Annotated in this window: 17 protein-coding genes and 1 pseudogene; 4 read left to right on the forward strand and 14 right to left on the reverse strand. The window is 62.1% G+C overall.

What is annotated here, in order from left to right; translation table 11 throughout:
* Positions 1-8: 8 nt before the first annotated feature.
* Positions 9-2,480, forward strand: coding sequence for a DNA topoisomerase (ATP-hydrolyzing) subunit B (gene gyrB / locus AB1286_RS11770; RefSeq protein WP_430363452.1), 2,472 nt, complete (start codon positions 9-11; stop codon positions 2,478-2,480).
* Positions 2,481-2,921: 441 nt separating this feature from the next.
* Here the strand turns inward: gyrB and AB1286_RS11775 are convergent, their stop codons facing one another.
* The 5 genes and pseudogenes from AB1286_RS11775 to AB1286_RS11795 form a co-directional block, all read right to left on the reverse strand.
* Complete coding sequence (locus AB1286_RS11775; protein WP_430363453.1) at positions 2,922-3,275, reverse strand: DUF1493 family protein; 354 nt, start codon at positions 3,273-3,275, stop codon at positions 2,922-2,924.
* Positions 3,275-3,706: an STM2901 family protein gene (locus AB1286_RS11780; RefSeq protein WP_430363454.1), complete on the reverse strand. Its 432-nt coding sequence runs from the start codon at positions 3,704-3,706 to the stop codon at positions 3,275-3,277. The genes AB1286_RS11775 and AB1286_RS11780 overlap by 1 nt, the downstream gene beginning before the upstream one ends.
* 501 nt (positions 3,707-4,207) lie before the next feature.
* The gene (locus AB1286_RS11785; RefSeq protein WP_430365142.1) at positions 4,208-4,393 is read right to left on the reverse strand and encodes a hypothetical protein; all 186 of its coding nucleotides are present in this window, start codon (positions 4,391-4,393) and stop codon (positions 4,208-4,210) included.
* A gap of 11 nt (positions 4,394-4,404) precedes the next feature.
* A protein-coding gene (locus AB1286_RS11790) for an IS3 family transposase (RefSeq protein ID WP_430361773.1) occupies positions 4,405-5,585 on the reverse strand; the annotation gives its coding sequence in 2 pieces (ribosomal slippage) (positions 4,405-5,333 and positions 5,333-5,585; 1,182 coding nt in all).
* A gap of 59 nt (positions 5,586-5,644) precedes the next feature.
* Positions 5,645-5,923 (reverse strand): annotated as a pseudogene (locus AB1286_RS11795) (alpha/beta fold hydrolase); the annotation flags it as partial.
* 108 nt (positions 5,924-6,031) lie between these two features.
* Between AB1286_RS11795 and AB1286_RS11800 the strand changes: the two are divergent.
* A complete protein-coding gene (locus AB1286_RS11800; protein WP_430363455.1) occupies positions 6,032-6,430 on the forward strand; it encodes a VOC family protein in 399 nt (132 codons plus the stop codon).
* A gap of 49 nt (positions 6,431-6,479) precedes the next feature.
* Here AB1286_RS11800 and AB1286_RS11805 read toward each other — a convergent pair whose 3' ends face one another.
* Entirely contained in the window at positions 6,480-7,220 is a 741-nt protein-coding gene (locus AB1286_RS11805; RefSeq protein ID WP_430363456.1) for an SDR family oxidoreductase, read from the reverse strand.
* 111 nt (positions 7,221-7,331) lie between these two features.
* On the opposite strand from AB1286_RS11805, the gene AB1286_RS11810 reads away from it, so the two are divergent.
* Complete coding sequence (locus AB1286_RS11810; protein WP_430363457.1) at positions 7,332-8,255, forward strand: LysR substrate-binding domain-containing protein; 924 nt, start codon at positions 7,332-7,334, stop codon at positions 8,253-8,255.
* Between the two features lie 43 nt (positions 8,256-8,298).
* On the opposite strand, the gene AB1286_RS11815 is transcribed toward AB1286_RS11810, so the two are convergent.
* Positions 8,299-9,234 carry a helix-turn-helix domain-containing protein gene (locus AB1286_RS11815; RefSeq protein ID WP_430363458.1) on the reverse strand — a complete coding sequence of 312 codons (936 nt, stop codon included), beginning with the start codon at positions 9,232-9,234 and terminating at the stop codon, positions 8,299-8,301.
* Between the two features lie 138 nt (positions 9,235-9,372).
* On the opposite strand from AB1286_RS11815, the gene AB1286_RS11820 reads away from it, so the two are divergent.
* Positions 9,373-10,809 (forward strand): cytochrome P450, encoded by a 1,437-nt coding sequence (locus tag AB1286_RS11820; protein ID WP_430363459.1) that lies wholly within the window; start codon positions 9,373-9,375, stop codon positions 10,807-10,809.
* 120 nt (positions 10,810-10,929) lie between these two features.
* On the opposite strand, the gene AB1286_RS11825 is transcribed toward AB1286_RS11820, so the two are convergent.
* The 7 genes from AB1286_RS11825 to xylG form a co-directional block, all read right to left on the reverse strand.
* Complete coding sequence (locus AB1286_RS11825) at positions 10,930-13,410, reverse strand: family 20 glycosylhydrolase (RefSeq protein WP_430363460.1); 2,481 nt, start codon at positions 13,408-13,410, stop codon at positions 10,930-10,932.
* A gap of 395 nt (positions 13,411-13,805) precedes the next feature.
* Positions 13,806-14,975, reverse strand: coding sequence for a fumarylacetoacetate hydrolase family protein (locus AB1286_RS11830; protein WP_430363461.1), 1,170 nt, complete (start codon positions 14,973-14,975; stop codon positions 13,806-13,808).
* 41 nt (positions 14,976-15,016) lie between these two features.
* Positions 15,017-16,801: an IlvD/Edd family dehydratase gene (locus AB1286_RS11835; protein ID WP_430363462.1), complete on the reverse strand. Its 1,785-nt coding sequence runs from the start codon at positions 16,799-16,801 to the stop codon at positions 15,017-15,019.
* Between the two features lie 34 nt (positions 16,802-16,835).
* On the reverse strand, positions 16,836-17,720 hold the full coding sequence (locus tag AB1286_RS11840) for an SMP-30/gluconolactonase/LRE family protein (protein ID WP_430363463.1): 885 nt from the start codon (positions 17,718-17,720) through the stop codon (positions 16,836-16,838).
* Positions 17,717-18,490 (reverse strand): SDR family NAD(P)-dependent oxidoreductase, encoded by a 774-nt coding sequence (locus AB1286_RS11845; RefSeq protein ID WP_430363464.1) that lies wholly within the window; start codon positions 18,488-18,490, stop codon positions 17,717-17,719. Before AB1286_RS11845 ends, AB1286_RS11840 begins: the two co-directional genes overlap by 4 nt.
* Before the next feature lie 98 nt (positions 18,491-18,588).
* Positions 18,589-19,779 carry a sugar ABC transporter permease gene (locus tag AB1286_RS11850; RefSeq protein ID WP_430363465.1) on the reverse strand — a complete coding sequence of 397 codons (1,191 nt, stop codon included), beginning with the start codon at positions 19,777-19,779 and terminating at the stop codon, positions 18,589-18,591.
* Positions 19,776-21,347 (reverse strand): D-xylose ABC transporter ATP-binding protein, encoded by a 1,572-nt coding sequence (gene xylG / locus AB1286_RS11855; RefSeq protein ID WP_430363466.1) that lies wholly within the window; start codon positions 21,345-21,347, stop codon positions 19,776-19,778. Before xylG ends, AB1286_RS11850 begins: the two co-directional genes overlap by 4 nt.
* Positions 21,348-21,405: the final 58 nt, after the last annotated feature.

Raw genomic sequence — 21,405 nt, forward strand, 5'->3', positions numbered from 1 at the left:
ACATATCCATGAGTGAACAGCACAATACGCAACCCGACAACAGCTACGGCGCCTCGTCGATTCAGATCCTCGAGGGTCTGGAGGCGGTGCGCAAGCGCCCCGGGATGTACATCGGCGACACGTCGGACGGCACCGGTTTGCATCACCTCGTGTTCGAGGTGCTCGACAACTCGATCGACGAAGCCCTGGCGGGCTATTGCAACGACATCCACGTGATCATTCACGCGGATAACTCGATCTCCGTGACGGACAACGGCCGCGGGATTCCGACGGGCATCAAGCGCGACGACAAACACGATCCGAAGCGCAGTGCCGCCGAGATCGTGATGACCGAATTGCATGCGGGCGGCAAGTTCGACCAGAACAGCTACAAGGTGTCGGGCGGTTTGCACGGCGTGGGCGTGTCGTGCGTGAACGCATTGTCGAGCTGGTTGCGGTTGACCGTGCGCCGCGACGGCAAGAAGCACTTCATGGAGTTTCACCGTGGCGTGCCGCAAAACCGCGTGATCGAAGAGGTGGACGGCGAGCGTGTGTCGCCGATGCAGTTCGTCGGCGAGACCGAGAATCGCGGCACCGAAGTGCACTTCATGGCCGACGAAACGATTTTCGGTTTGGTCGAATATCACTACGACATCCTCGCCAAGCGGATTCGCGAGCTTTCGTTCTTGAACAACGGCGTGCGGATTCGCTTGACCGATCAGCGTTCGGGCAAGGAAGACGATTTCGCGCTGGCCGGCGGCGTGAAGGGTTTCGTCGAGTTCATCAACAAGACGAAGCAAGTGCTGCATCCGACGATTTTCCATATCAACGGCGAGAAAGAAGGCGTGGGTGTGGAAGTGGCGATGCAGTGGAACGACAGCTACAACGAGAGCGTGCTCTGCTTCACGAACAACATTCCGCAGCGTGACGGCGGAACGCACTTGACCGGGTTGCGTGCGGCGATGACGCGCGTGATCAACAAGTACATCGGCGATCACGAGATCGCCAAGAAGGCGAAGGTCGAGACGTCGGGCGACGACATGCGCGAGGGTTTGTCGTGCGTGCTGTCGGTGAAGGTGCCCGAGCCGAAGTTCAGCTCGCAGACGAAGGACAAGCTCGTTTCGTCGGAAGTGCGTGCGCCGGTGGAAGAGGTCGTGGCCAAGGCGCTCGAAGAGTTTCTGCTCGAAACGCCGAACGACGCGAAGATCATTTGCGGCAAGATCGTCGACGCGGCGCGTGCGCGCGATGCGGCGCGTAAAGCGCGTGAAATGACGCGGCGTAAGGGCGTGCTCGACGGCGTTGGGCTGCCGGGTAAGCTGGCCGATTGCCAAGAGAAGGATCCGGCGAAGTCGGAGATTTACATCGTCGAGGGTGACTCGGCAGGCGGTTCGGCCAAGCAAGGGCGCGATCGTAAATTCCAAGCGATCTTGCCGCTGCGCGGCAAGGTGCTCAACGTCGAGAAGGCGCGCTACGACAAGCTGCTTTCCTCGGAGCAGATCGTGACGTTGATCACGGCGCTCGGGTGCGGCATCGGCAAGGAAGACTACAACCTCGATAAGCTGCGCTATCACCGCATCATCATCATGACCGACGCGGACGTGGACGGTGCGCACATCCGCACGCTGCTGTTGACGTTCTTCTATCGTCAGATGCCGGAGATGATCGAGCGCGGCTATATCTATATCGCGCAGCCGCCGCTGTATAAGGTCAAGGCCGGTAAGGACGAGCGGTATCTGAAGGACGGCGCCGAATTGAATGCGCATATGCTGCGGTTGGCATTGCAGGGTTCGGAACTGATGCCTGCGGAAGGTGCGGCGCCGATTGCTGGGGATGCGCTTGGGGAACTGGCGCGGTCTTACCTGCTGGCGCAAGCCGTGGTGGAGCGGTTGAGCCGGCTCTATGACGCGCAGGCGCTTGAAGCCGTGATGGACGGCGTGGCGATCGACTTGTCGAGCGAGGCGGGTGCGGAGGCTTCAGCCAAGGCGCTCGAAGCGGCGTTGCAGAACGATCCGTTGAAGCCGGAAGTGCGCGCGTATGCGATGTATGACGGCGTGCGCGAGTTGCACTCGATTTGCATCGAGCGCCGGCATCACGGGAATGTAAAGAAATCGGTTATCGATGCGGACTTCTTGCTGACTGCTGATTATCAGCAGCTTGTGAATACGGCGAATACGTTCAAGGGGCTTATCGGTCTTAATGCGCTGATCAAGCGCGGCGAACGCAGCATGGCAGTGTCGGACTTCAAGAGCGCGATGCGGTGGCTGATCGCGGATGCCGAGCGGAATGTTTCGAAGCAGCGGTATAAGGGGCTCGGCGAGATGAACCCCGAGCAGCTGTGGGAAACGACGATGGATCCGAACGTGCGGCGGTTGCTGCGTGTGCAGATTGAGGACGCGATTGCGGCTGACGGGATCTTTACTACGCTCATGGGTGATGAGGTTGAGCCGCGGCGCGCGTTTATCGAGAGCAATGCGCTACGGGCGGGGAATATTGATGTTTGAGGGGGAGGCGGGGGCCTTGAGTTGAGCGTTTGGGCAACCCCCTCAACCAACACCGGAAAGAACGGCGGCCGCCTCATCGAGGGTGGCCGTTTTTTTAATGACCCTGACCCAAGAAATAGGCCGGTTCAAAAGTGGAGAAATTCGGCATGATGTGTCCAAGTGGGAATCAGATTGCCGACTCCGCGAACCTATGAAAAGACGGTGGTGAAGCAACGCTTACGCCTCAGGTGTGGTAGGTACGGATGCGCGCAGCAATGTTGCGAGAAGACGACTAGCCGATTCGCTGACCATAGCCACTGAAGCCAACGGCCATCGGTCGATTCGATGTTACGGTGGGGGCTCGGTTTGCGCATTCGTCGTTATACGTCAGCATGGCTGTGGATTGGCTCATGGCTCTGGGCGGCGGGTCCGCTAACCATAGGACTGACCGTCCTGCTACCGTTATCCCCGCTCCCACCGCCTTCGCTTCATTGCCTCTTCCAACATTCCAAGTGTGAGTGACCGTCCACCCAGCGATTCGCGCGCTTTCGCACTGAACGGAGACTTCAACGCAGCCAGTACTACGTCGCGCGTTCGCATATTTGCCGATGGGACGTAGTAGGCAACGTCGAAATCGCTTAGGTCAACATGGAACCGCTCGCCCCATGTACGCATAACATCAACTATTTTGGGCGGCTCCCAATCGAGGTCGTGATATAGATCCATATCGCGAGTCAATTTTTCGTCTATACCAAGCACACCGGGGGCGCGTACTTCGCGTATAAACCGCTGTAGTTGTAGCCATGCATCGTCCATTACAAACGATCCTCTTGCTTCACACGCCGATTGTATTCGACGACCGTTTTGTACCCGATCATTCCTACGTCGGTAGCTGTAATGACCCACCCGACGCCAGGGATGGCCCGACCCACGAATACGCCGATATGGTTGGTAAGTTTCACTCGCAGTAGTGCCACACTGGTCCAGGACGTGAAAGTTGGCAAGATACGGTGCTTTATCTCGTAGGGCAACAGTGAGCGAGATAGCTTCGATGCAATCGAAGTACCTTTCACCGCGCCGGCGAATTTTCCTCGCGTGGAAAGGAGCCGTGAACCGGCGAGGATCATTGCGACGCCCACCGCGTCGCTAACTCCTAGCTCACTCATGGTTTCGTCCACCGCGATCAAGAAGAACAGCTCGACAGGCGAGAGATCAGTGTGTATTCCGAATGTATATGTGTTTGGCATATCGGCGCGCAGGGTTAAACGGATCGCGAGAATAGCGCAGAAACATAATGCCTACAATTGGTGCCGTGTCGATATTGCAGTTGCTAGCTGCCATATAGAGCGGTCAGAATATCTCATAAAAAATGACTATCTCGTTTGTCTCATTGAATCATATTGCATCTTTGCGCTGATGATCTCAATTAGTGATACGCCCATAGGTAAGCGATGAAGGTGCCCACGAGCACTGCCGTAGCGCCATAGATCGTCGGCTTGTTTCGTAGGACATCGAGCTTTGATGCAGACGGTTCATTCTCACCATCGAGGTCCCAGTAGTCGATGCCCGGGTCGCCGGTGAGATTGATAAGGAGCAACAAGGCTGCACAGATGAAGAGTACGAAAAGCACTCCGAGTATTGGCGATGACATTTTTCTGCATTTTTCTTAGTCGTTCATCCTGCGTATGAAAACAAGTAATTGTTCTTGAAGCAAGCCGGTTCGGACTTCAGTCGCAGATGCTCGCAGATCACCCCTCCCCCACCCTGGCGAAACGAGACAACCCCTGTTTCGCCAGAAACCGCTCGATCTCCACCAACAGTGCAAGCGGCGTTTCGTTCATCGGATAGTACCCGGTGTTTTTCAGTACCTCGACCGAGGCGCGTCGATACCGTCGCAAATACGTCTGACCTTGCCCCTGTTTCGCGAATCCCATAGCTGAGAGCTTTATGCGGCTCGCCCCTGCTGAGCGGCGAACCAGTTTTTCTCGAACGTCATGGGGCTGACGTAGTCGAGCGTCGAGTGTAGCCGGCGCGAATTATAAAAGCCAAGCCAGTCGACGATTTCATCCATTGCAGCACGCCGCGTCACGAAGTGCCGACCATGCAGGCGTGCGACTTTCAGCGAACCCCATAGGCTTTCGGTTGGCGCATTATCCCAACAGTCGCCACGCCGGCTCATTGAGGAACGCATACCGTACGCTCTTAGCGAGTCCTGGAAGAGCCCGCTGCAATACTGACTGCCCCTGTCGCTATGGACGATGACGCCAGCGTCTGGGCGGCGCCGGAACCACGCCATACGCAGCGCGTCGGTGACCAGTTCTGCTTTCATGTGTGACTGCATCGACCAGCCCACCACCTGTCTGCTGAACAGGTCGATGATGACCGCCAGATAAACCCAGCCTTCGGCCGTCGCACAGTACGTGATGTCGCTTGTCCAGACCTGATTCGGCGCCGTCGCCGTAAAGTTGCGCGCCAACAAGTTCGGCGCCACCGGCAGGTTGTGGTTCGAGTTCGTCGTCGCGATGTATTTGCGCTTGTGCCGGGCCCGGATACCATGCTGTGCCATCAGTTTGCGTACACGCTCCTTGCCAACGCGAACGCCGCGTGCAACCAGCTCTTTCCACATGCGCGGCCAGCCGTACTCGCCTTTGACCTCTGCGTGAATCGCCTTGATATGCGCCAGCAGCGCATCGTCGCTTACGCGGCTTCGGCGGGGCTTGTCCTGCGCGGTACGTTGCCGCCGCTGATGAAAGCCGCTAGGGCTCACATCGAGCACCTCGCACAGCACCGAAATCGGCCAGTGATGGCGATTGCGCTCGATGAACGCGTACTTCACGTCGACTCCTTCGCGAAGTACGCGCACGCTTTTTTTAAAATATCGCGCTCCATCTTTAAGCGTGCAACTTCGGCGCGCAGCCTCGACAGTTCCATCTGCTCCGGGCTCACCGGCTTTGTGCCGGCCCCGCCAAGCTTGCCTTCCTGCTCAGCCTTCAGCCAGTTGGAAATCGACTGCGCCGGTAAATCCAGCGTCGCGGCGACCGCCGCAACGCTCTGACCGGCCTTGACCAGCCGAACCGCTTCCAGCTTGAATTCGAGCGTGTAGCGCGCCCGCGTCGTCTTGTTCATCTTCTTGACTCTCCTTGCTTGAGTTTAAACGCTCAGCAAGGGATTCGTTTTGCGGGGGCAAGCTCAGTCTTCTCCATCAACGCCGCGTTGAACGTAGGATCGTGCTCACCGACGAGCACCAAGACCTGATGCGTCGCGGCGATTGGCTCGCTGAAGTCCGTACCGGCCCAAGCGTGAAGATAAGCCGCGAACGCATCGGGCGATGACGTTGCCATCGAATACGCCGCTTTCCATTCAATCCATGAGCTAGGCAACCTTCCGCCGGTACTCCGATCGATGATCGCTTTGCGAATATCTTTGCTACCAGCCGCCACCTCCAAGCAACGCGCGACCTCGTCTCATTCTGAGAAAGCCCCCATTGGCCACCCCCCTCAGCCATTGCATCCGAGCCGCGTCGATGCAATGATCCCCGACGCGAGCAACATCACCTTACCCGGAAAACCATCATGATTTCGCACGTTTGCCTCGGCGTGAACGAGTTCGATCGCGCTTTCGCCTTCCATTCGGCCGTCATGTCCGCGCTAGGGCATGAACTGAAATTTTGCGAGCGCGATAAACCGTGGGCAGGTTGGATGGCCAAGGATAAGCCTCGACCGCTTTTCGTGATCGGCCGCCCCTTTAATGGCGACGCGGCACAAGCGGGGAATGGGCAGATGGTGAGCCTGCTCGCGATCGATCGAAAGACTGTCGACGCCGCATATGACGCGGCCCTCGCGAACGGCGGAATCTGCGAAGGCGCCCCTGGCCTTCGGCCGCAGTACCACGCCGACTACTACGGCGCCTATTTCCGCGATCCGGACGGCAACAAGCTTTGCGTCTGCTGTCACGATCCGGTCTCCGAGTAGCGGTGAAACAAAGACCCGCATCGACCGCCTTCAAGAAAAAGCGACCCCCTTAAATCAAGCGCCCGCCGCCGTCCACGTGCAGGACTTCTCCCGTGATGAACCCGCCCGTGAGCAACAGGCCAACGGCTTGAGCGATATCGTCCGGGCAGCCGATGCGCCGCGTCGGCAAGCTCGCGGCGGCCGTCGCCAGTGCCTCTTGTTTCGCTTCCCCGAAAAAGCTATCGAGTAGCGGTGTATCCACGAGTCCCGGCGATACGGCGTTGACGCGAATCGGTGCAAGTTCGAGGGCAAGCGAGCGCACGATCGCTTCGACAGCCGCGACGGCGCCGGCGAGAATTGCGCCTCGATACGTGGGCCGTTCGGCCAACAAACCCGACGTCAACACGATCGACCCCGTCGGCCGTAGTCGGTCGAGCGCCGCGCGTACCATGGCAAGCGGCCCGACCAGCCGTTCCTCCGCCGCCCAGCGTAAATCTTCGGCGGTACTCTCGCGCAGCGTTTTTAGCGACGCGGTGCCGGCCGTAATCACCAAATGGTCGATCTCCGGCAGCGAACCGAAAAGCGCCCCAAACGTCGCGCTCTGGTGCAGATCGCCGACACACTGCCGCGCGCCTCCGATTTCGTCGGCCGCTCGCCGCAGTCGCTCCGCATCGCGCCCGATCAACGTCACTTCAGCGCCGGCACGCGCTACCAGCCGAGCCACGGCTAGCCCAATCCCGGACGTGCCGCCAACCACGGTCACATGCCGTCCCTCGAGCGCCGAACTCATGCCAATCATCTCGTCATTCATCATATTCTCCAATCGATAAAAGAAGAGAAGTCATGATGTGCGGTACCGGAAAGGAAGAGAACGCACCGATGATCAATGATCATCATCGATTTATTTGATAGATTCCGGCCTATGGACCTTCTTCTAGCCATGCGCGTATTCGTGCGCGTCGTCGAATGCGGAGGACTCTCCGCGGCCGGACGCGACTTGGGGCTCGGCCAACCCGCCGTCAGCGAGCGTCTGCGTCAATTGGAGCGGCACTTGGGCGCGCGGTTGCTCGATCGAAACACGCGCTCTGTGAACGTCACCGATATCGGCGCGGTGTTTTATACGCATGCCAAGACGGCGCTCGATGCCGCCGACGAAGCGGCGGCGAGCGTCACGTCGTTCAACCGCCAATTGCGCGGCACGCTGCGCGTCGCCGCGCCGCATGCGCTTGGCGAACTCTTGCTGCCGCCGTTGTTGGCGACGCTTCAGCAGCGGCATCCCGAGCTGTCGATCGACTTGATCTTGAACGACCGTTTCGTCGATCCCGTGATCGAGGGCGTCGATGTATCGATCCGAGTCGGCCGGCTCGGCGAGGGCAACTTCGTGGCGCGTCCGCTCGGCCACGTGCGTCGGCTCTTGCTGGCGTCGCCGACGTATCTAGAGCAGGCCGGCTCACCCGCGTCGCCGGCAGCGCTCGCCACCCATCCGTTCGTCCACATCGATGGACTCGCTCGCGACGGAAAGCTGCACCTCGAAGACCCCGACGGCACGCCCGTCACCGCGCACGTGCGCAGCGCCTGGCGTTGCAATCACTGGCGGCCGCTACTCGCGGCGTTGCTTGCCGGCAATGGAATCGGCGTGCTGCATCGGCCGGTGTGCCGCAGCGAAATCGCAACGGGACAGCTCGTGCCGGTGTTGCCAGATCATCGACTATCCGATCTCCCCGTGCATGCGATCTACCCGTCATCGCGGAGGGCGCCGGCTAAGACCGCCACCGTCGTGGCCTGGCTGGAGTCGCAGTTGCCGGCAATGCTCGCAGAAGACGGCCCGCTCGCGGAACGCGCTTAGCGAACAAACGAGGCGCACCGACGTGCATAGCGATCACCATCGATCAGACCCACAGCCGATACATCCAAAAGGACTCGTCTTCCCCGAAGCGCTCAGCGAACTCGCTCGGCGAAAACCCCGTGGTGCGTTTGACGGCACGGCTCAAATGCGCCTGGTCGGAGAAACCTTCGTCCAGGGCGAGCGTGGCCCAGTCCAACGGTTGTCCCGTCTCATAGCGTTCGCGCGCGCTGAAAAACAGGCTTTCAGTTTTGACGAGCGATTGCCACTCGCGCAATGAGCGTCCACTAAACGCTTTGACGCGTCGCTCCACCTGACGCGGTCCATGCGTCCGGCCCCACTCGCGGGCCTGCCAAGCAAGGCGCTGGACCCAGTAACGGCCCGCTTCCCGCAGCGACGAATGGCCCGAGCCGCCTCTGACCTTTCGCCACGGCTCTGCTAAATGCTGTTGCAGTACGGATAGCGAAGCGGCGTCGGTTTGCGTCGCCAAAAACGCGTCCAGAAACGGGCGCCACGCGGGTCCCATCAACGGCTCGGCCGGAACGACCGTATCTTGGATGACGGACAAGTCGATGCCAAACAATGCGCGCGCCGCATCGGCTTCGAAACAAATCATGCCGGCCCGTCCGCTATTGCGCGCCCAACTCGCCATCGGCCCGGACTGGCTTCCCGACAACGTGAAGGCGCAGTCGAACGGCCGCCAAGTTGCGGCGTTCGGCCCGCTCTCGATCACGCCGACGTCAACCCCTTGGTCCCAAGAAAGGCATACGAGCGGCGACGCAGGGAAGTGAGTCAGCCGCTGGGCATCGGTCAGCACGAAGCCGCGCGTGTCGCGGCACGCGATAGCCACAACGGCGCCTTGCAACGCGGGCGGCGGCGGGTAGAGCCGAGCATGCGGACGCTCGCGACCGTTGCCCGCAAGCGGCGCGCGCATCCACGGATCGGGGCAAAGCTGCGCGGTAGGTAAGTCGACAGGAAACATGAGCGCCGAGTATAGGGAAAGTGGAACATGCGCGTCCGTGACGTTTGCGTTCAAGACGCGGCGCGGCGCTTGGCTAATCATATCGGGCAAACGAAGCTACACTACAAACCGCGATCAAGAGGCCATCGGTAGACGACTATGAACTCGCCATCCTCCTCCCGCTGCCCGGTGCATCACGATGCCCCATCGTCGACGACGGCGTCCTCGCCGTCGACGCCGAAGCAACCGCTCGGCGTTTGGCCGCCCGGACCCTTCTGTATCACCGGATGGGGTCTATTAAACCAAATGTCGCGCGATATGCTCGGCACGCTATCCGAATGGAAGCGGCGGTTCGGCGATGTCGTGCATTTGCGCATTCTTCCTTCGCATGCCGTCGTCGTCACCGATCCCGAACTCATGCGCGATTTACTCGTTACGCATCACGACGCATTGGTTCGCTGGGAACGCGCAAGAAACGTGTTCGCTCAGGTGCATGGCAACAGTGTGCTCGTGGCCGAGGGCGAAACATGGCGCACGAAACGCCATGCCATGCAGCCGAGTTTTTCCCCGAAGGCGGTGCAAGTCTTTTTGCCGACGATCGCCGATACCGTCGCACAGACGCTTGCGCATTGGCCCGCGCGCGATTCGCATTGGTCGATCGAAAGCGAGCTCACGTCGCTCACGATGGACGTCATCATGCGGATGACGTTTTCGAGCGGCGTCGGCAGCGATGCGCGTATTGCGGAAGAAGCGATACGCGTGACGAGCGTGGCGGTGAACAAGGAATTCTTCTGGCCCGTGCGCTCGCCCGATTGGGTGCCTTGGAAGCGCGAGAAGCGGCGCGCGATTGCCGACTTAGATGGCCTGGTCAGACGTCACTTGCAGGCGCGGTTGATCATGCCGCCCGATACTTGGCCCGACGATCTGCTGACGATGCTGCTCAAACTGCACAAGGAAAATCCTTCGGCATGGCCGCTCGAAGCGGTGCGCGACGAATGTATGACGACATTCTTGGCCGGCCATGAAACAACCGCGGCCGCGCTCGTCTGGTGGGCCTGGTGCATGGCGTCGAATCCGGTCGCGCAAACGGCCGCGCGCGAAGAGGTTCGGCGCGTCTTGCAAGGCCGTGCACCCACGGCCCAAACGCTTCCGTCGATGCAATATCTCACGCAGACGATCAAGGAAGCCTTGCGTCTTTATCCAGTCGTGCCGGTGTTGCTGGGTCGCGTGACGACGAAGACGGTTCCGCTAGGGCAATGGCAGGTGCCCGCAGGCGCGATGTTCATGTTGCCGGTGCAACTCATGCATCACGATCCACGATGGTTTCCGGAGCCGGAGGTCTTTCGGCCCGAGCGTTTCGCACCGGATGCGCCGGAATTGCCGCGCGGGGTTTATATGCCGTTCGGCACGGGGCCTCGCGTCTGTTTGGGACAGAACCTCGCGATGGCCGAAATGACGGTGATCGCCGCCATGCTGTTGCAGCGCTTCGATCTATCGGTTCCGGAGGGAATGGCGGCGCCGCGTCCGACACATAATGTCACGTTGCGACCGGCGGAGCCGATGCAGTTGGCTATTACCGAAGTCGAATCGGCATAAGCGCCGATTTAAGCGCCGGCACAACGGCCTACTATCGACGGCGAGCATGCACGGGTTCACCGCGCGGCTCGCCATATGCAGAAAGCTCGCGGCAATCGCTCGCCGCGAGCATCGAGACGATCACTCGCCCGTCAGCGTGAACGTAGGTTGCCGATAGCCGATGCCGGCTCGCGACAACTTCGGCAGTTCGCGCTCTTTCAGCACGGTGGCAAAGCCGGCCCAGTCGCCATTGAGCGAAGCCATGTCGACGTGGTGCGTCACGCCCAGTTCATACGTGACGCCCGCCGCGTACGGCAACTCCCAGTCCGCCTGGTGCCATGCGCGCTCGGCCAACGCCAGCAAGCGCGGATACACCATGTATTCGAGGAAGCGGTCGTTGCGCATCACCTCGCCCCACGCTTGGCCCTGCATGCCGTGGATGGCCGGCGCGTCTCCCGTGCCCGTCACCGAGAACGGGGCGCCGTTGCGGTCGCCGAACACTTCGGCGTTTTGCGGCAGGTTCTGCGGCGCGAACGAGAAGACCTTGTACTCGTCGGTCGCGTGCGAACCCCAGTAATAGCCGCGTTCACGTGGATTGAGCGTGTACGGGAAGTCGAAGTACAGGTAATCGGGCAGCGCGAGCACCGGCTCGAACCCCTTCGCGGCGTAGTTGCGCGCACTATCGGCCGCGCCCCAGAACACCGTATCCCAGATCGCCGCAATCACATGACGCGTCGAGAAGTCGGACGCACCGTTGGCACCGCTCAAGCCGTCTTCCCACGCCGCCATCGTATCGATGCCGTTCGCGGCGACTTGGGCGCTCACTTGCTTCGCCATCCGCGTCGGCAACTCGTCGGTCGACTTGATCTCGCCACGCTGGATCAGTGCCATACAGGCCGGCGAACGTGCCCACGGTTTGTCCTGAATGGCGAGGTTGACGCGGCCCTTGCCGGGATCGGTGCCGTTCAAGGCTTGGAAGCCGCCGCCGAGGAAGATGTTCTTCGCCTCGTCGCCGCCGAACTGCCACGTGCGCAACGGCACCTGCGCATCCGCGTACATCGACGCAATCTCGTGGATCACCTTGCCCGTGAAGTTCAACGCGCCCGGCACGCACGGATTGATGTCGCTATGCCGATCGTAGAACTGCACGGTCGTCACGTTCGTCGTGTCCTGCGGATCGAGCAGTCGGTATTGCGTCGCCTCTTGTTCGCGACCTTGCGCATGAAGCCGGCGATAGCGCGCCTCCATCGACATCACGGCCGCGCGGGCATGCGCGGGCATATCGATTTCGGGGATCACTTGAATGAAGTGATCGGACGCGTAGCGCAGCAAGTCGACGAATTGATCGCGCGTCAGATAGCCGCCGCCCGATTGATTCTCGGGGCCCGACGCAAGCTCCGGCAGCAGGCATCGCGTTTCGCTCGGGTCGAAGCAGCGGCGTCCGCCGACTGCGGTCAACTCCGGCAGACCCGGGATCTCGATGCGCCAGCCTTCGTCGTCGGAGAGATGCAAATGCAAGCGGTTGAGCTTGTAGGCGCTCATTTGGTCGATGAGGCGACGCAGCGTCGGCGGATGCTTGAAGTTGCGTGCTAGGTCGACCTGCATGCCTCGATACGGGAAGCGCGGCGCGTCTTCCACCTGCATCGCCGGAATACTGCCGCCGCCGGCCGGCACCAAGGAGTACAACGTCTGCACGCCATAGTAGACGCCGGCCGGATCGTCGCCTTCGATGTATGCGCCGCGCGCGCTGATCGTGAGCCGATAGCCGCCGGAAATGGCGATGTCGGCAGGTAGCCGCTTCGGCGCGACGATGCCGACTACGGGCGTGCGCGAGTCGTCGAGACCGAGCGTCTGGGCGCGGTCGCGCAGCGCTTGCACTTGTCCCATCGAGAGACCCGCCAGCGTCAGTTGCACGCCGTGCAGGTCGAGCGCACCTGGCAGCGCGCGCTCGCGTTTCACGCTCGGCAGGGCGCGGTAGGCAACCGGCTGTGCCGCGACGGGCGGCGCATTGCCTGTCGAGTTGTTCTGCGCATCGGCGGGGAGGGAGACGACATAGCGCGTTTCGTCGTCGGTGTCGTTGAACGTGAGGATGGCCGGCGGCGCGCCGTCGACGGCGACGAACGTGCGCGGCAGCAGATCGCTGTAGCGCAGATACCAATATTCGGCGACGAACGGCAGCGTCACGCTTTGGCCGACCGGCAAAATGAGCTTGCCGGGCAGCGGCGTGATCGCATAGAGATCGCCGGTTAGGTGCTCCAGCTTGAAGGCTGGGTTATCCAGCTTCAGTATCCGGCGAATACTGTGGATGTAGAGCTTCCACCCGCCGGCCCAGATGGTCTTGCTGCCTTGGTTCGTCAGGATCAGCCGGCCCGTCGCACACGATGCCCCGTCCGCGCCGAGGTCGGCGCAGGGCACCCCGGCCGCGTTGGCGTGATTGTTGTCGATGGCCACGCGCAGCGCGAGACTGCTGGCGAGAAATGCCGTCAGCGCCGCGGGGCTTTTGGCGGTGTCGGCGGTAGGTCCTTGGCTCGTCGCGAGCGACGCCGCCTGGGCCACGGGCGGCAAGACCGCCGCGGCCGCGGCAAGCAAGCCGACGCCCACGAAATGCGCAATGCGATTCATAAAGTCTCCTCGGAAAAAAACGGCGATACGACGCCGTTCGATTACGTCGCTGCTATCGGGTCTTTCAAGGAAGCGGAAGCGCTACTGCTGAGATGAGGCGACGAGTCGTCCTCGTCCCGACCGGCCAAGGTGGGGGCGGTGACCGATCAATGCAGGATCTTAGGTGGACTTTGATTGGTATTCAAGTGGCATTAATTTGGAGGCAAATTGGTATTTAATGCCGATCGAACCGGAGGGTGCGCGCGGAGGGGATGTAAAAGAGTGGAACGGGCGTTTTAATGCAGCAGGGAAGGCGCCGGGCATGACGGCGCTCTGGAGCGGACTGCGTTGGCAACGCAGTCGTCCAAGATGGTGAGAGCGATCTGCCGGCGCCGGCCGGCGTCTCGACTGCCTGACTAAATCAATCCTCGCGCCGCCAGATTCCGATACAGCGCGCGTACGCCGAAACGCCACGGCGCGATGTCGGTCGAGAGCCGTACGGTATTGACGAGCGCACCCAACGCCGGCGTCGAAATCGTGACGAGATCGCCGAGGTGATGCGTGAATCCGCCGCCCGCCGTATCGCGATCTTTGATCGGCGAGAACATCGTCCCGAGAAACAGCATGAAGCCGTCGGGATACTGGTGATGCGCGCCGCAAGTCTGCGACACGAGATCCAACGGATCGCGGCTGATCTCGCGCATATGGCTCACACCCTCGAGCACGAAGCCGTCTTCGCCTTCGATCAGCAGCGAAACGCTGGCCTCGCGAATCGCGTCGATCGTGAAGTCGCCGTCGAACAAACGGACGAACGGTCCGATCGCGCAGGAGCCGTTGTTGTCTTTCGCCTTACCGAGCAGCAGCGCGGAACGGCCCTCGATATCGCGCAAATTGACGTCGTTGCCCAGTGTCGCACCCACCGCTCGTCCGGCCGCATTGACGGCCAGCACGACCTCCGGCTCGGGATTGTTCCAAGCCGATGTCGGGTACAAGCCCACTTCGGCACCGAAGCCCACCGCCGACATCGGCTGCGACTTCGTGAACACTTCGGCGTCTTCGCCGATGCCCACTTCCATATATTGCGACCAGGCCCCTCGGCGCTTGAGCTCGTCCTTGAGCCGCATGGCGGCCGCCGAACCCGGCTTGATCTTGGCGAGGTCGGTCCCGATCAACTCACGCAACGAAGAACGGATATCGGCCGCGCGGCCGGGATCGCCGCCGGCCTGCTCTTCGATCACGCGTTCGAGCAAGCTGACCGCAAAGGTGACGCCGCATGCTTTGATCGCTTGCACGTCGCAAGGCGCGAGCAAGCGCGTCGCGGTCTGCTCTTGCGGCTGCATCGCGTTTCGCAATAGTTCGTCGGCATGTCCCAGCAACTCGCCCGGGACCGAACGTGCAACGGCGGCGGCGTCGTCGCGGTCGAATAGGTCGCTTGTCGTCGGCGCGCTGGCCGTGATGTCGAAGACCTGTCCGTTGCGGATGACGACGACGGACGGCCCATTGTGGGGCGAGCCGCGCCAGACTCGCCCGACGAGCAGTGCGCGGCCGAGGTCCGAGGGCAGACAAGAAGCGGGATCGATGGGCATGGAGAGCAGCTCTCGCGGTAAAGGAAACGGTGGTCTCGGTATCAGTGCGAATGGCGCGGATCGCCGCGCGTCTCGATCACTTTCAGATAGAGCGTGGCGGGCTCGAGGCACCCGCCCGTCGAAAGCTGTCCGACGAATTGCCGGTAGATTTCTTGCCACGGGGTTTGCGACGGCGGCACGCTCGGCGCGGCCTCCTCGCGGCGGCGCGCGAGTTCGGCTTCGTCGACGAGCAGCTCGACGCGCCGCGCATTGAGATCGACGCGCACGCGATCGCCCGTGCGCATCAGCGCGAGACCCCCGCCGGCCGCCGATTCGGGCGACATGTTCAGAATCGAAGGGCTCGCCGACGTGCCGCTTTGCCGTCCATCGCCCATGCAAGGCAACGATGTCACGCCGCGCTTGACGAGCTCGGCGGGCGGCGCCATGTTGACGACTTCGGCGCTGCCGGGATAGCCGAGCGTGCCGCAGCCGCGCATGACGAGGATGCATTGTTCGTCGATGTTGAGCGAAGGATCGTCGATGCGGGCCCGATAGTCCTCGGGGCCGTCGAACACGACGGCGCGCGCCTCGAATGCGTTCTCGGCGCCCGGCTCGCTGAGGTATGCGCTGCGAAACGCCTCGCCGACCACCGACATCTTGATGATCGCGCTATCGAAGAAGTTGCCCGAGAGCACGATGAAGCCCGCGCCGTGTTTCAACGGTTCGGAGAACGAACGAATGACGTCGCCGTCGGCAGCGGGCGCTTGCTCGACAATCTCGCCGATGCGCAGGCCCGAGACGGTCGCGCACTCGCCATGCACCAGGCCTGCCTCGGCAAGCTGACGCAATACGGCCGGCACGCCGCCCGCGCGATGAAAGCTCTCGCCGAGGTATTCGCCGGCCGGCATGCAATTGGCGAGCAACGGCACATCGGCGCCGAGGCGCTGCCAATCGTCGAGCGAAAGCGGCACCCCGATATGCCGGGCGATAGCGATCAAATGCGGCGGGCAGTTCGTCGATGCACCGAGCGCCGATGCCACGACGATCGCATTCTCGAAGGCTTCGCGCGTCAGGATGTGAGAAGGGCGCACGTCGTCGTGCACGAGTTCGACGATCCGTTTGCCCGTTGCATACGCCATCTGTCCGCGTTCGCGATAGGCAGCCGGAATCGAGGCGCAGCCGGGTAGCGACATGCCGAGTGCTTCGGCAAGGCTATTCATCGACAACGCGGTGCCCATCGTATTGCAATGGCCGATCGACGGCGAGGCCGCCGCGGTGAGCCGCATGAAGCCTTCGTAGTCGATGTCGCCCGCGGCGAGCAAGTTGCGAGCGTGCCAAATGACGGTGCCCGAGCCGACACGCTTTCCCTCGAACCAGCCGTCGAGCATCGGGCCGCCCGACAGGACGATCGCGGGGAGGTCGACGGTGGCGGCGGCCATGAGGCAGGCGGGCGTGGTCTTGTCGCAGCCGGTCGTGAGCACGACACCGTCGAGCGGATAGCCGTGCAAGATTTCGACGAGCCCGAGATAAGCGAGATTCCGGTCGAGCGCGGCTGTGGGCCGGCGGCTCTGCTCGGCCAGCGGATGAACGGGAAACTCCATCGGAATGCCGCCTGCGTCTCGAATCCCGGCCTTCGTGCGTTCGGCCAACTCGATGTGATGGCGATTGCACGGCGCAAGATCGCTCCCCGTCTGCGCAATGCCGATGATCGGTCGGCCCGATTGCAACTCCTCGCGCGTTAGTCCGTAATTCATGAAACGTTCGACATACAGCGCCGTCATGTCGGCGTGACTCGGGTCGTCGAACCAGTTTTGGCTGCGCAACCTGCGCGAGGGTTTCGTTGACATAAACCTTTCGTTCTCCTAATCGTTACGGCGCGCGTTAGCCGGCACTCACGAGGCCGCGCGTGACGACGTTTTGCGGCAAGCCGGGCACGGGCGTGCGGAACATGAACAAGCCGCCGGCCAAGGTTTCGCGCTCGCGCTTGACCGGGCTCAATCCTTTCATCGCCGTCGTTACGTAGGCCGTGCGCAGATCGTCGCCGCCGAATACGAGCTTGGTGATGTTGGAGCAGGGGAAGGCGACAGTGTCGATCTGCTTGCCTTCGCGCGAGTAGCGTTCGATGCAGCCACCGTTGAAAAGCGCGACCCAGACGCATCCTTCGGCGTCGATCGCCATGCCGTCGGGATACGCGGATCCTTGCAGTTTCACGAATACGCGCTTGTTCGAGAGCTTGCCCTCGTCGTCCACGTCGGACGCGTAGATCGTCTGCCCGCGCGTGTCGGTGTGATAGAGCGTGCGTCCGTCGGGACTCATCGCCGGGCCGTTCGCGATGTCGTAGCCGTCGTCACGCCGCTCCAGCGTACCGGCGTCGTTCACGCGATAAAGCGCCCCCGTCGGCGCTTGTTCCTCGTCGTCCATCGTACCGAACCAGAGGTATCCACGCGGGTCGCAAAAACCGTCGTTCAGACGATTGGTCGTTCTTTCTCGTTCGACCTCCATGAGTTTGTCGAACGTGCCTACGCGCGCATCGAATCGATAAAGGCCTTTGCGCAGGCCGCACACGAACGTGTCATCGGATGCCGGAATGATGAAACCTGGTTCGCTCGGGGCGGGCCAGGTCATCGTCTCGTGCGTGGCGGCGATATAACGGTGTACCTGCTTGCGCTTGATGTCGACGAAATAAACGGCTTTCTCCGTCTTGCTCCAGACGGGCCCTTCGCCCAATTCGGCGCCCAAGGGCCAGATACATTCGGGTGAAATCATGAGGATGCTCCGTACCATCCCGCATCGACGAAGTACTCGCGTCCCGAGCATCGCGAGCCGTCGTCCGATGCGAGAAACAAGGCCATTCGAGCGACATGCTCGGGCTCGACCCGCTCGGGTAGGCATTGGTCGGCTACGAGCTTCGCCTCGCTTTCGGGCGATTGCCACAGTTTCATCTGCCTCGGCGTACGTACCGCACCTGGGATGATCGCGTTGACGCGAATCCCGAAGGGGCCGAGTTCACGGGCGAGTGCGCGGGTCATGCCTTCGATGCCGGCTTTGGCCGTCATATAAATCGAAAGACTCGGCAGCGCGCGGTGCCACGATATGGAACCGAGGTTCAGAATCACTCCGTTGCCCGCAGTCTTCATGCCGGACGCAGCGATTTGCGCGCAAAAAAATTGGTGCCGCAAGTTCACGGCGATTCGCTCGTCCCAATAGGCGGGCGTGATCTCGCCGAAGTCGTGACGGTCGTCGTTGGCCGCATTGTTCACGAGAACGTCGATCGTGCCGGCTTGCTCGCGAATTGAAGCAAATACTTGCTCGATCGCGGAAATATCGCGCAGATCGCACCGGTAAAAAGTGGGCGGATGTGCGCAAACGCGTAGCTTTTCGGCAAGCAACTGGGAATCGGCCTCGGCGATGTCGAGGAAAAACACGCGGGCGCCTTGCGCGGCGAACGCTTCGACGAATGCGGCGCCGATGCCGCTCCCGCCTCCCGTGACGACGACGGTTTTATCGACCAAGCTCGGATAGTGGGCGTACGACATGCGAAATTCCACGTTTGAAGAAAATGCCGGCCGTGCCTGATGCATTAGGCCCTATGCGTCATCCGCATCGTGGCCGGCCGGGCGAGTTTGGGATTGGGTCAGCGCCGGTTCGTGCGCGACACGACGTCGATCCATACGGCCACGACCAGGATCGCGCCTTTGGCGATCATTTGCCAGTAGGCGTCGACGTCGAGCATCGACATTCCGTTGTCCAAGCTGGCCATGACCAATGCGCCGACGAGTGCGCCGTAGACGGTGCCCGAGCCGCCGCGCATCGACGTGCCGCCGATGAAGCACGCGGCGATGGCGTCGAGCTCGCCCATGTTGCCCGCCGACGGCGAGCCGGCTGCGAGCCGCGCCGTATTGACGATCCCGGCGAACGCGCACATGAGGCCCATCAACGCGAAAATCGCGAGCTTGACGCGGTTCGTGTCGACGCCGGACAAGCGCGTCGCTTCGAGATTGGACCCGACGGCGTAAATGCGGCGGCCGAAGACGGTTTGCGTCGCCACCCAGGTGAAGACGCCGAGCATGACCAGCACGAGCAGCACGGGTACCGGGATGCCGCCGTAGTCGTTGAGCGTCGCGACGAACCCGACGATGATGGCCGCGGCGGCCGCGATTTTTGCGGCGTCTTGCCAGAGCGGGACTACCGGCAATTCATAACGGCGCCGGTTGCCGCGGTTGCGCACCGTCACGAACGCGAGCACGGCGATCAGCAGCAGAGCGAGGGCATTGCCCGCGAGGCGAGGCAGATAGCCTTGGCCGAGGAAGACGAATCCATCGGAGACCGGCGCGATCGTCGAGCCGCCCGTAATGCCGAGCAACACGCCGCGATAGGCAAGCATGCCGCCCAAGCCGACGATGAACGAGGGCACGCGCCGGTAGGTGGACAGCCAGCCGTTGAACAAGCCCGCCGCGATGCCGAGCACGAGCACGACGGGGATCGTCGCCGCGAGCGGCCAGCCATGGTTCATATCGAGGATCGCGGCGATCCCGCCGAGCAACCCTAGTAGCGAGCCGACCGACAAGTCGATTTCACCGGCGATGATGACGAAGACCATGCCGCAGGCGAGCATGCCGCTGATCGCCATTTGCCGCAGCAAATTCGATAGATTGCGCGGCGTGGCGAAGGCGCCGTGCGTGAGGACCGTGAAAAACAGCCAAATCAGCGCAACCGCGATGAGCAGCGCCAGGATCTTGTAGCGGGCGAACCATTGGCGAATGCGGTCGGCGCCGGCGGGGCCCGAAGTGCCGGCCGGGCGGGCGGGGGAAAGGTCCGGTGTCATACGGATGCTGTCTCGTTGGGTTGGGCGGCCCCGGCCCGGATGGCGGGCTCGATGGCGGCCGTCAGAATGGCCTCTTGCGTGAGGCCGTCGTTGGCGAAATCGCCGCGCAGTTCGCCCTCGCCCATGACGAGGACTCGGTCGGCGAGGCCGAGCACCTCGGGCAACTCCGACGACACCACGACGATCGCCATCCCTTGTTTGGCCAACGCGAAGATGAGCTTGTAGATCTCGAATTTCGCGCCGACGTCCACGCCGCGGGTCGGCTCGTCGAGGATCAGCACTTTCGGCTCGGTGAGCAGCACGCGTGTGAGCACGGCTTTTTGCTGATTGCCGCCCGACAGATGGGCGATCGGTAGCAGCGGATGGGCGGCGCGCACCGAAAGCTGCTTCATCGATTTGTGAATCGTGTCGAGTTCGGCGGCCGCATCGATCGCGCCGCGCTTGACGAAGCGTTGCAGCACGGACAGCGTGATGTTGTGCCCCACGCCAAGCTCGGGAACGATGCCGTGGGCCTTGCGGTCCTCGGGCACCATGCCGATCCCGGCGCGGATCGCGTCGCCGGGCGAGCGTATCGGCACGGGGCGGCCTTCGATCGAGACTTGTGCGTGGTGCGTGCCGGGATAGGCGCCGAAAATCGCCTGCATGAGTTCGGTGCGGCCCGAGCCAACGAGCCCGGCCACGCCGAGGATCTCGCCGCGCCGCACATGGAACGTGACGTCGTCCACCCGCTTACGGCGCGGGTTCGTTACATCGATGCAGGTGACGTTGCGCGCTTGCAGCACGACTTCGCCGACGACATGCGGCTCGCGCGGAAACAGATTCGTGATCTCGCGCCCCACCATCAGCGCGACGATGCGCGCGGACGGCATCTGCGAGAGCGGCGCCGTTTCCACATGCCGGCCGTCGCGGATCACGCTGACCGTATCGCAGACGGCTTGCACTTCCTCGAGCTTGTGCGAGATGTAAATGCAGGCGACGCCGCGCTGCTTCAGGTCGCGCACGATGTCGATGAGGACGCGCGTCTCCGCTGCCGTCAGCGAGGACGACGGTTCGTCGAGGATCAAGAGCCGCGCTTGCTTGTTGAGCGCCTTGGCGATTTCGATCAACTGCCGATGCCCGCCGCCGAAATTCATGACGGGCTGCGCGACGTTGATGCCCTCGATGCCCAGTTCTTTGAGCAATGCGTCGGCGCGCTGATGCATCGCCGCGTAGTTCATGCGTCCGCCGGGCAGCGTGATCTCGTTGCCGAGAAAAATGTTCTCCGCCACGGACAACTCGGGCACCAGCATCAATTCCTGGTGAATGATGACGATGCCCGCGCGCTCGGTATCGCGCACGTTCGATGCGCGCAACGGCTGACCGTCCCAGACGATCTCGCCGTCCCAAGTGCCGTGCGGGTAGACGCCGGAGACGATTTTCATCAGCGTCGATTTGCCTGCGCCGTTTTCGCCGCATAGGCCCAGGCATTCGCCGGGCCGAACCGACAGGTCGATGCCGTCGAGCGCCTTTACGCCTGAGAACGTCTTGACGATGCCGCGCAGCGACAGCAACGGTTCTGATTGCACCATGCGTCTCGTTCCTTTTCCGATTCGGGGATGCGCGGCGCCCGAAGGCGGGTGCCGCGCA

The sequence above is a fragment of the Trinickia sp. NRRL B-1857 genome, assembly GCF_050470685.1.
In the GTDB taxonomy this organism is placed as follows: domain Bacteria; phylum Pseudomonadota; class Gammaproteobacteria; order Burkholderiales; family Burkholderiaceae; genus Trinickia.

Excerpts from the sequence above, each read along its gene's own strand:
- gyrB (WP_430363452.1), top strand. The coding sequence starts at position 9 with ATGAGTGAACAGCACAATACGCAACCCGACAACAGCTACGGCGCCTCG.
- AB1286_RS11775 (WP_430363453.1), bottom strand. The coding sequence starts at position 3,275 with ATGGACGATGCATGGCTACAACTACAGCGGTTTATACGCGAAGTACGC.
- AB1286_RS11780 (WP_430363454.1), bottom strand. The coding sequence starts at position 3,706 with ATGCCAAACACATATACATTCGGAATACACACTGATCTCTCGCCTGTC.
- AB1286_RS11785 (WP_430365142.1), bottom strand. The coding sequence starts at position 4,393 with ATGGGATTCGCGAAACAGGGGCAAGGTCAGACGTATTTGCGACGGTAT.
- AB1286_RS11800 (WP_430363455.1), top strand. The coding sequence starts at position 6,032 with ATGATTTCGCACGTTTGCCTCGGCGTGAACGAGTTCGATCGCGCTTTC.
- AB1286_RS11805 (WP_430363456.1), bottom strand. The coding sequence starts at position 7,220 with ATGAATGACGAGATGATTGGCATGAGTTCGGCGCTCGAGGGACGGCAT.
- AB1286_RS11810 (WP_430363457.1), top strand. The coding sequence starts at position 7,332 with ATGGACCTTCTTCTAGCCATGCGCGTATTCGTGCGCGTCGTCGAATGC.
- AB1286_RS11815 (WP_430363458.1), bottom strand. The coding sequence starts at position 9,234 with ATGTTTCCTGTCGACTTACCTACCGCGCAGCTTTGCCCCGATCCGTGG.
- AB1286_RS11820 (WP_430363459.1), top strand. The coding sequence starts at position 9,373 with ATGAACTCGCCATCCTCCTCCCGCTGCCCGGTGCATCACGATGCCCCA.
- AB1286_RS11825 (WP_430363460.1), bottom strand. The coding sequence starts at position 13,410 with ATGAATCGCATTGCGCATTTCGTGGGCGTCGGCTTGCTTGCCGCGGCC.
- AB1286_RS11830 (WP_430363461.1), bottom strand. The coding sequence starts at position 14,975 with ATGCCCATCGATCCCGCTTCTTGTCTGCCCTCGGACCTCGGCCGCGCA.
- AB1286_RS11835 (WP_430363462.1), bottom strand. The coding sequence starts at position 16,801 with ATGTCAACGAAACCCTCGCGCAGGTTGCGCAGCCAAAACTGGTTCGAC.
- AB1286_RS11840 (WP_430363463.1), bottom strand. The coding sequence starts at position 17,720 with ATGATTTCACCCGAATGTATCTGGCCCTTGGGCGCCGAATTGGGCGAA.
- AB1286_RS11845 (WP_430363464.1), bottom strand. The coding sequence starts at position 18,490 with ATGTCGTACGCCCACTATCCGAGCTTGGTCGATAAAACCGTCGTCGTC.
- AB1286_RS11850 (WP_430363465.1), bottom strand. The coding sequence starts at position 19,779 with ATGACACCGGACCTTTCCCCCGCCCGCCCGGCCGGCACTTCGGGCCCC.
- xylG (WP_430363466.1), bottom strand. The coding sequence starts at position 21,347 with ATGGTGCAATCAGAACCGTTGCTGTCGCTGCGCGGCATCGTCAAGACG.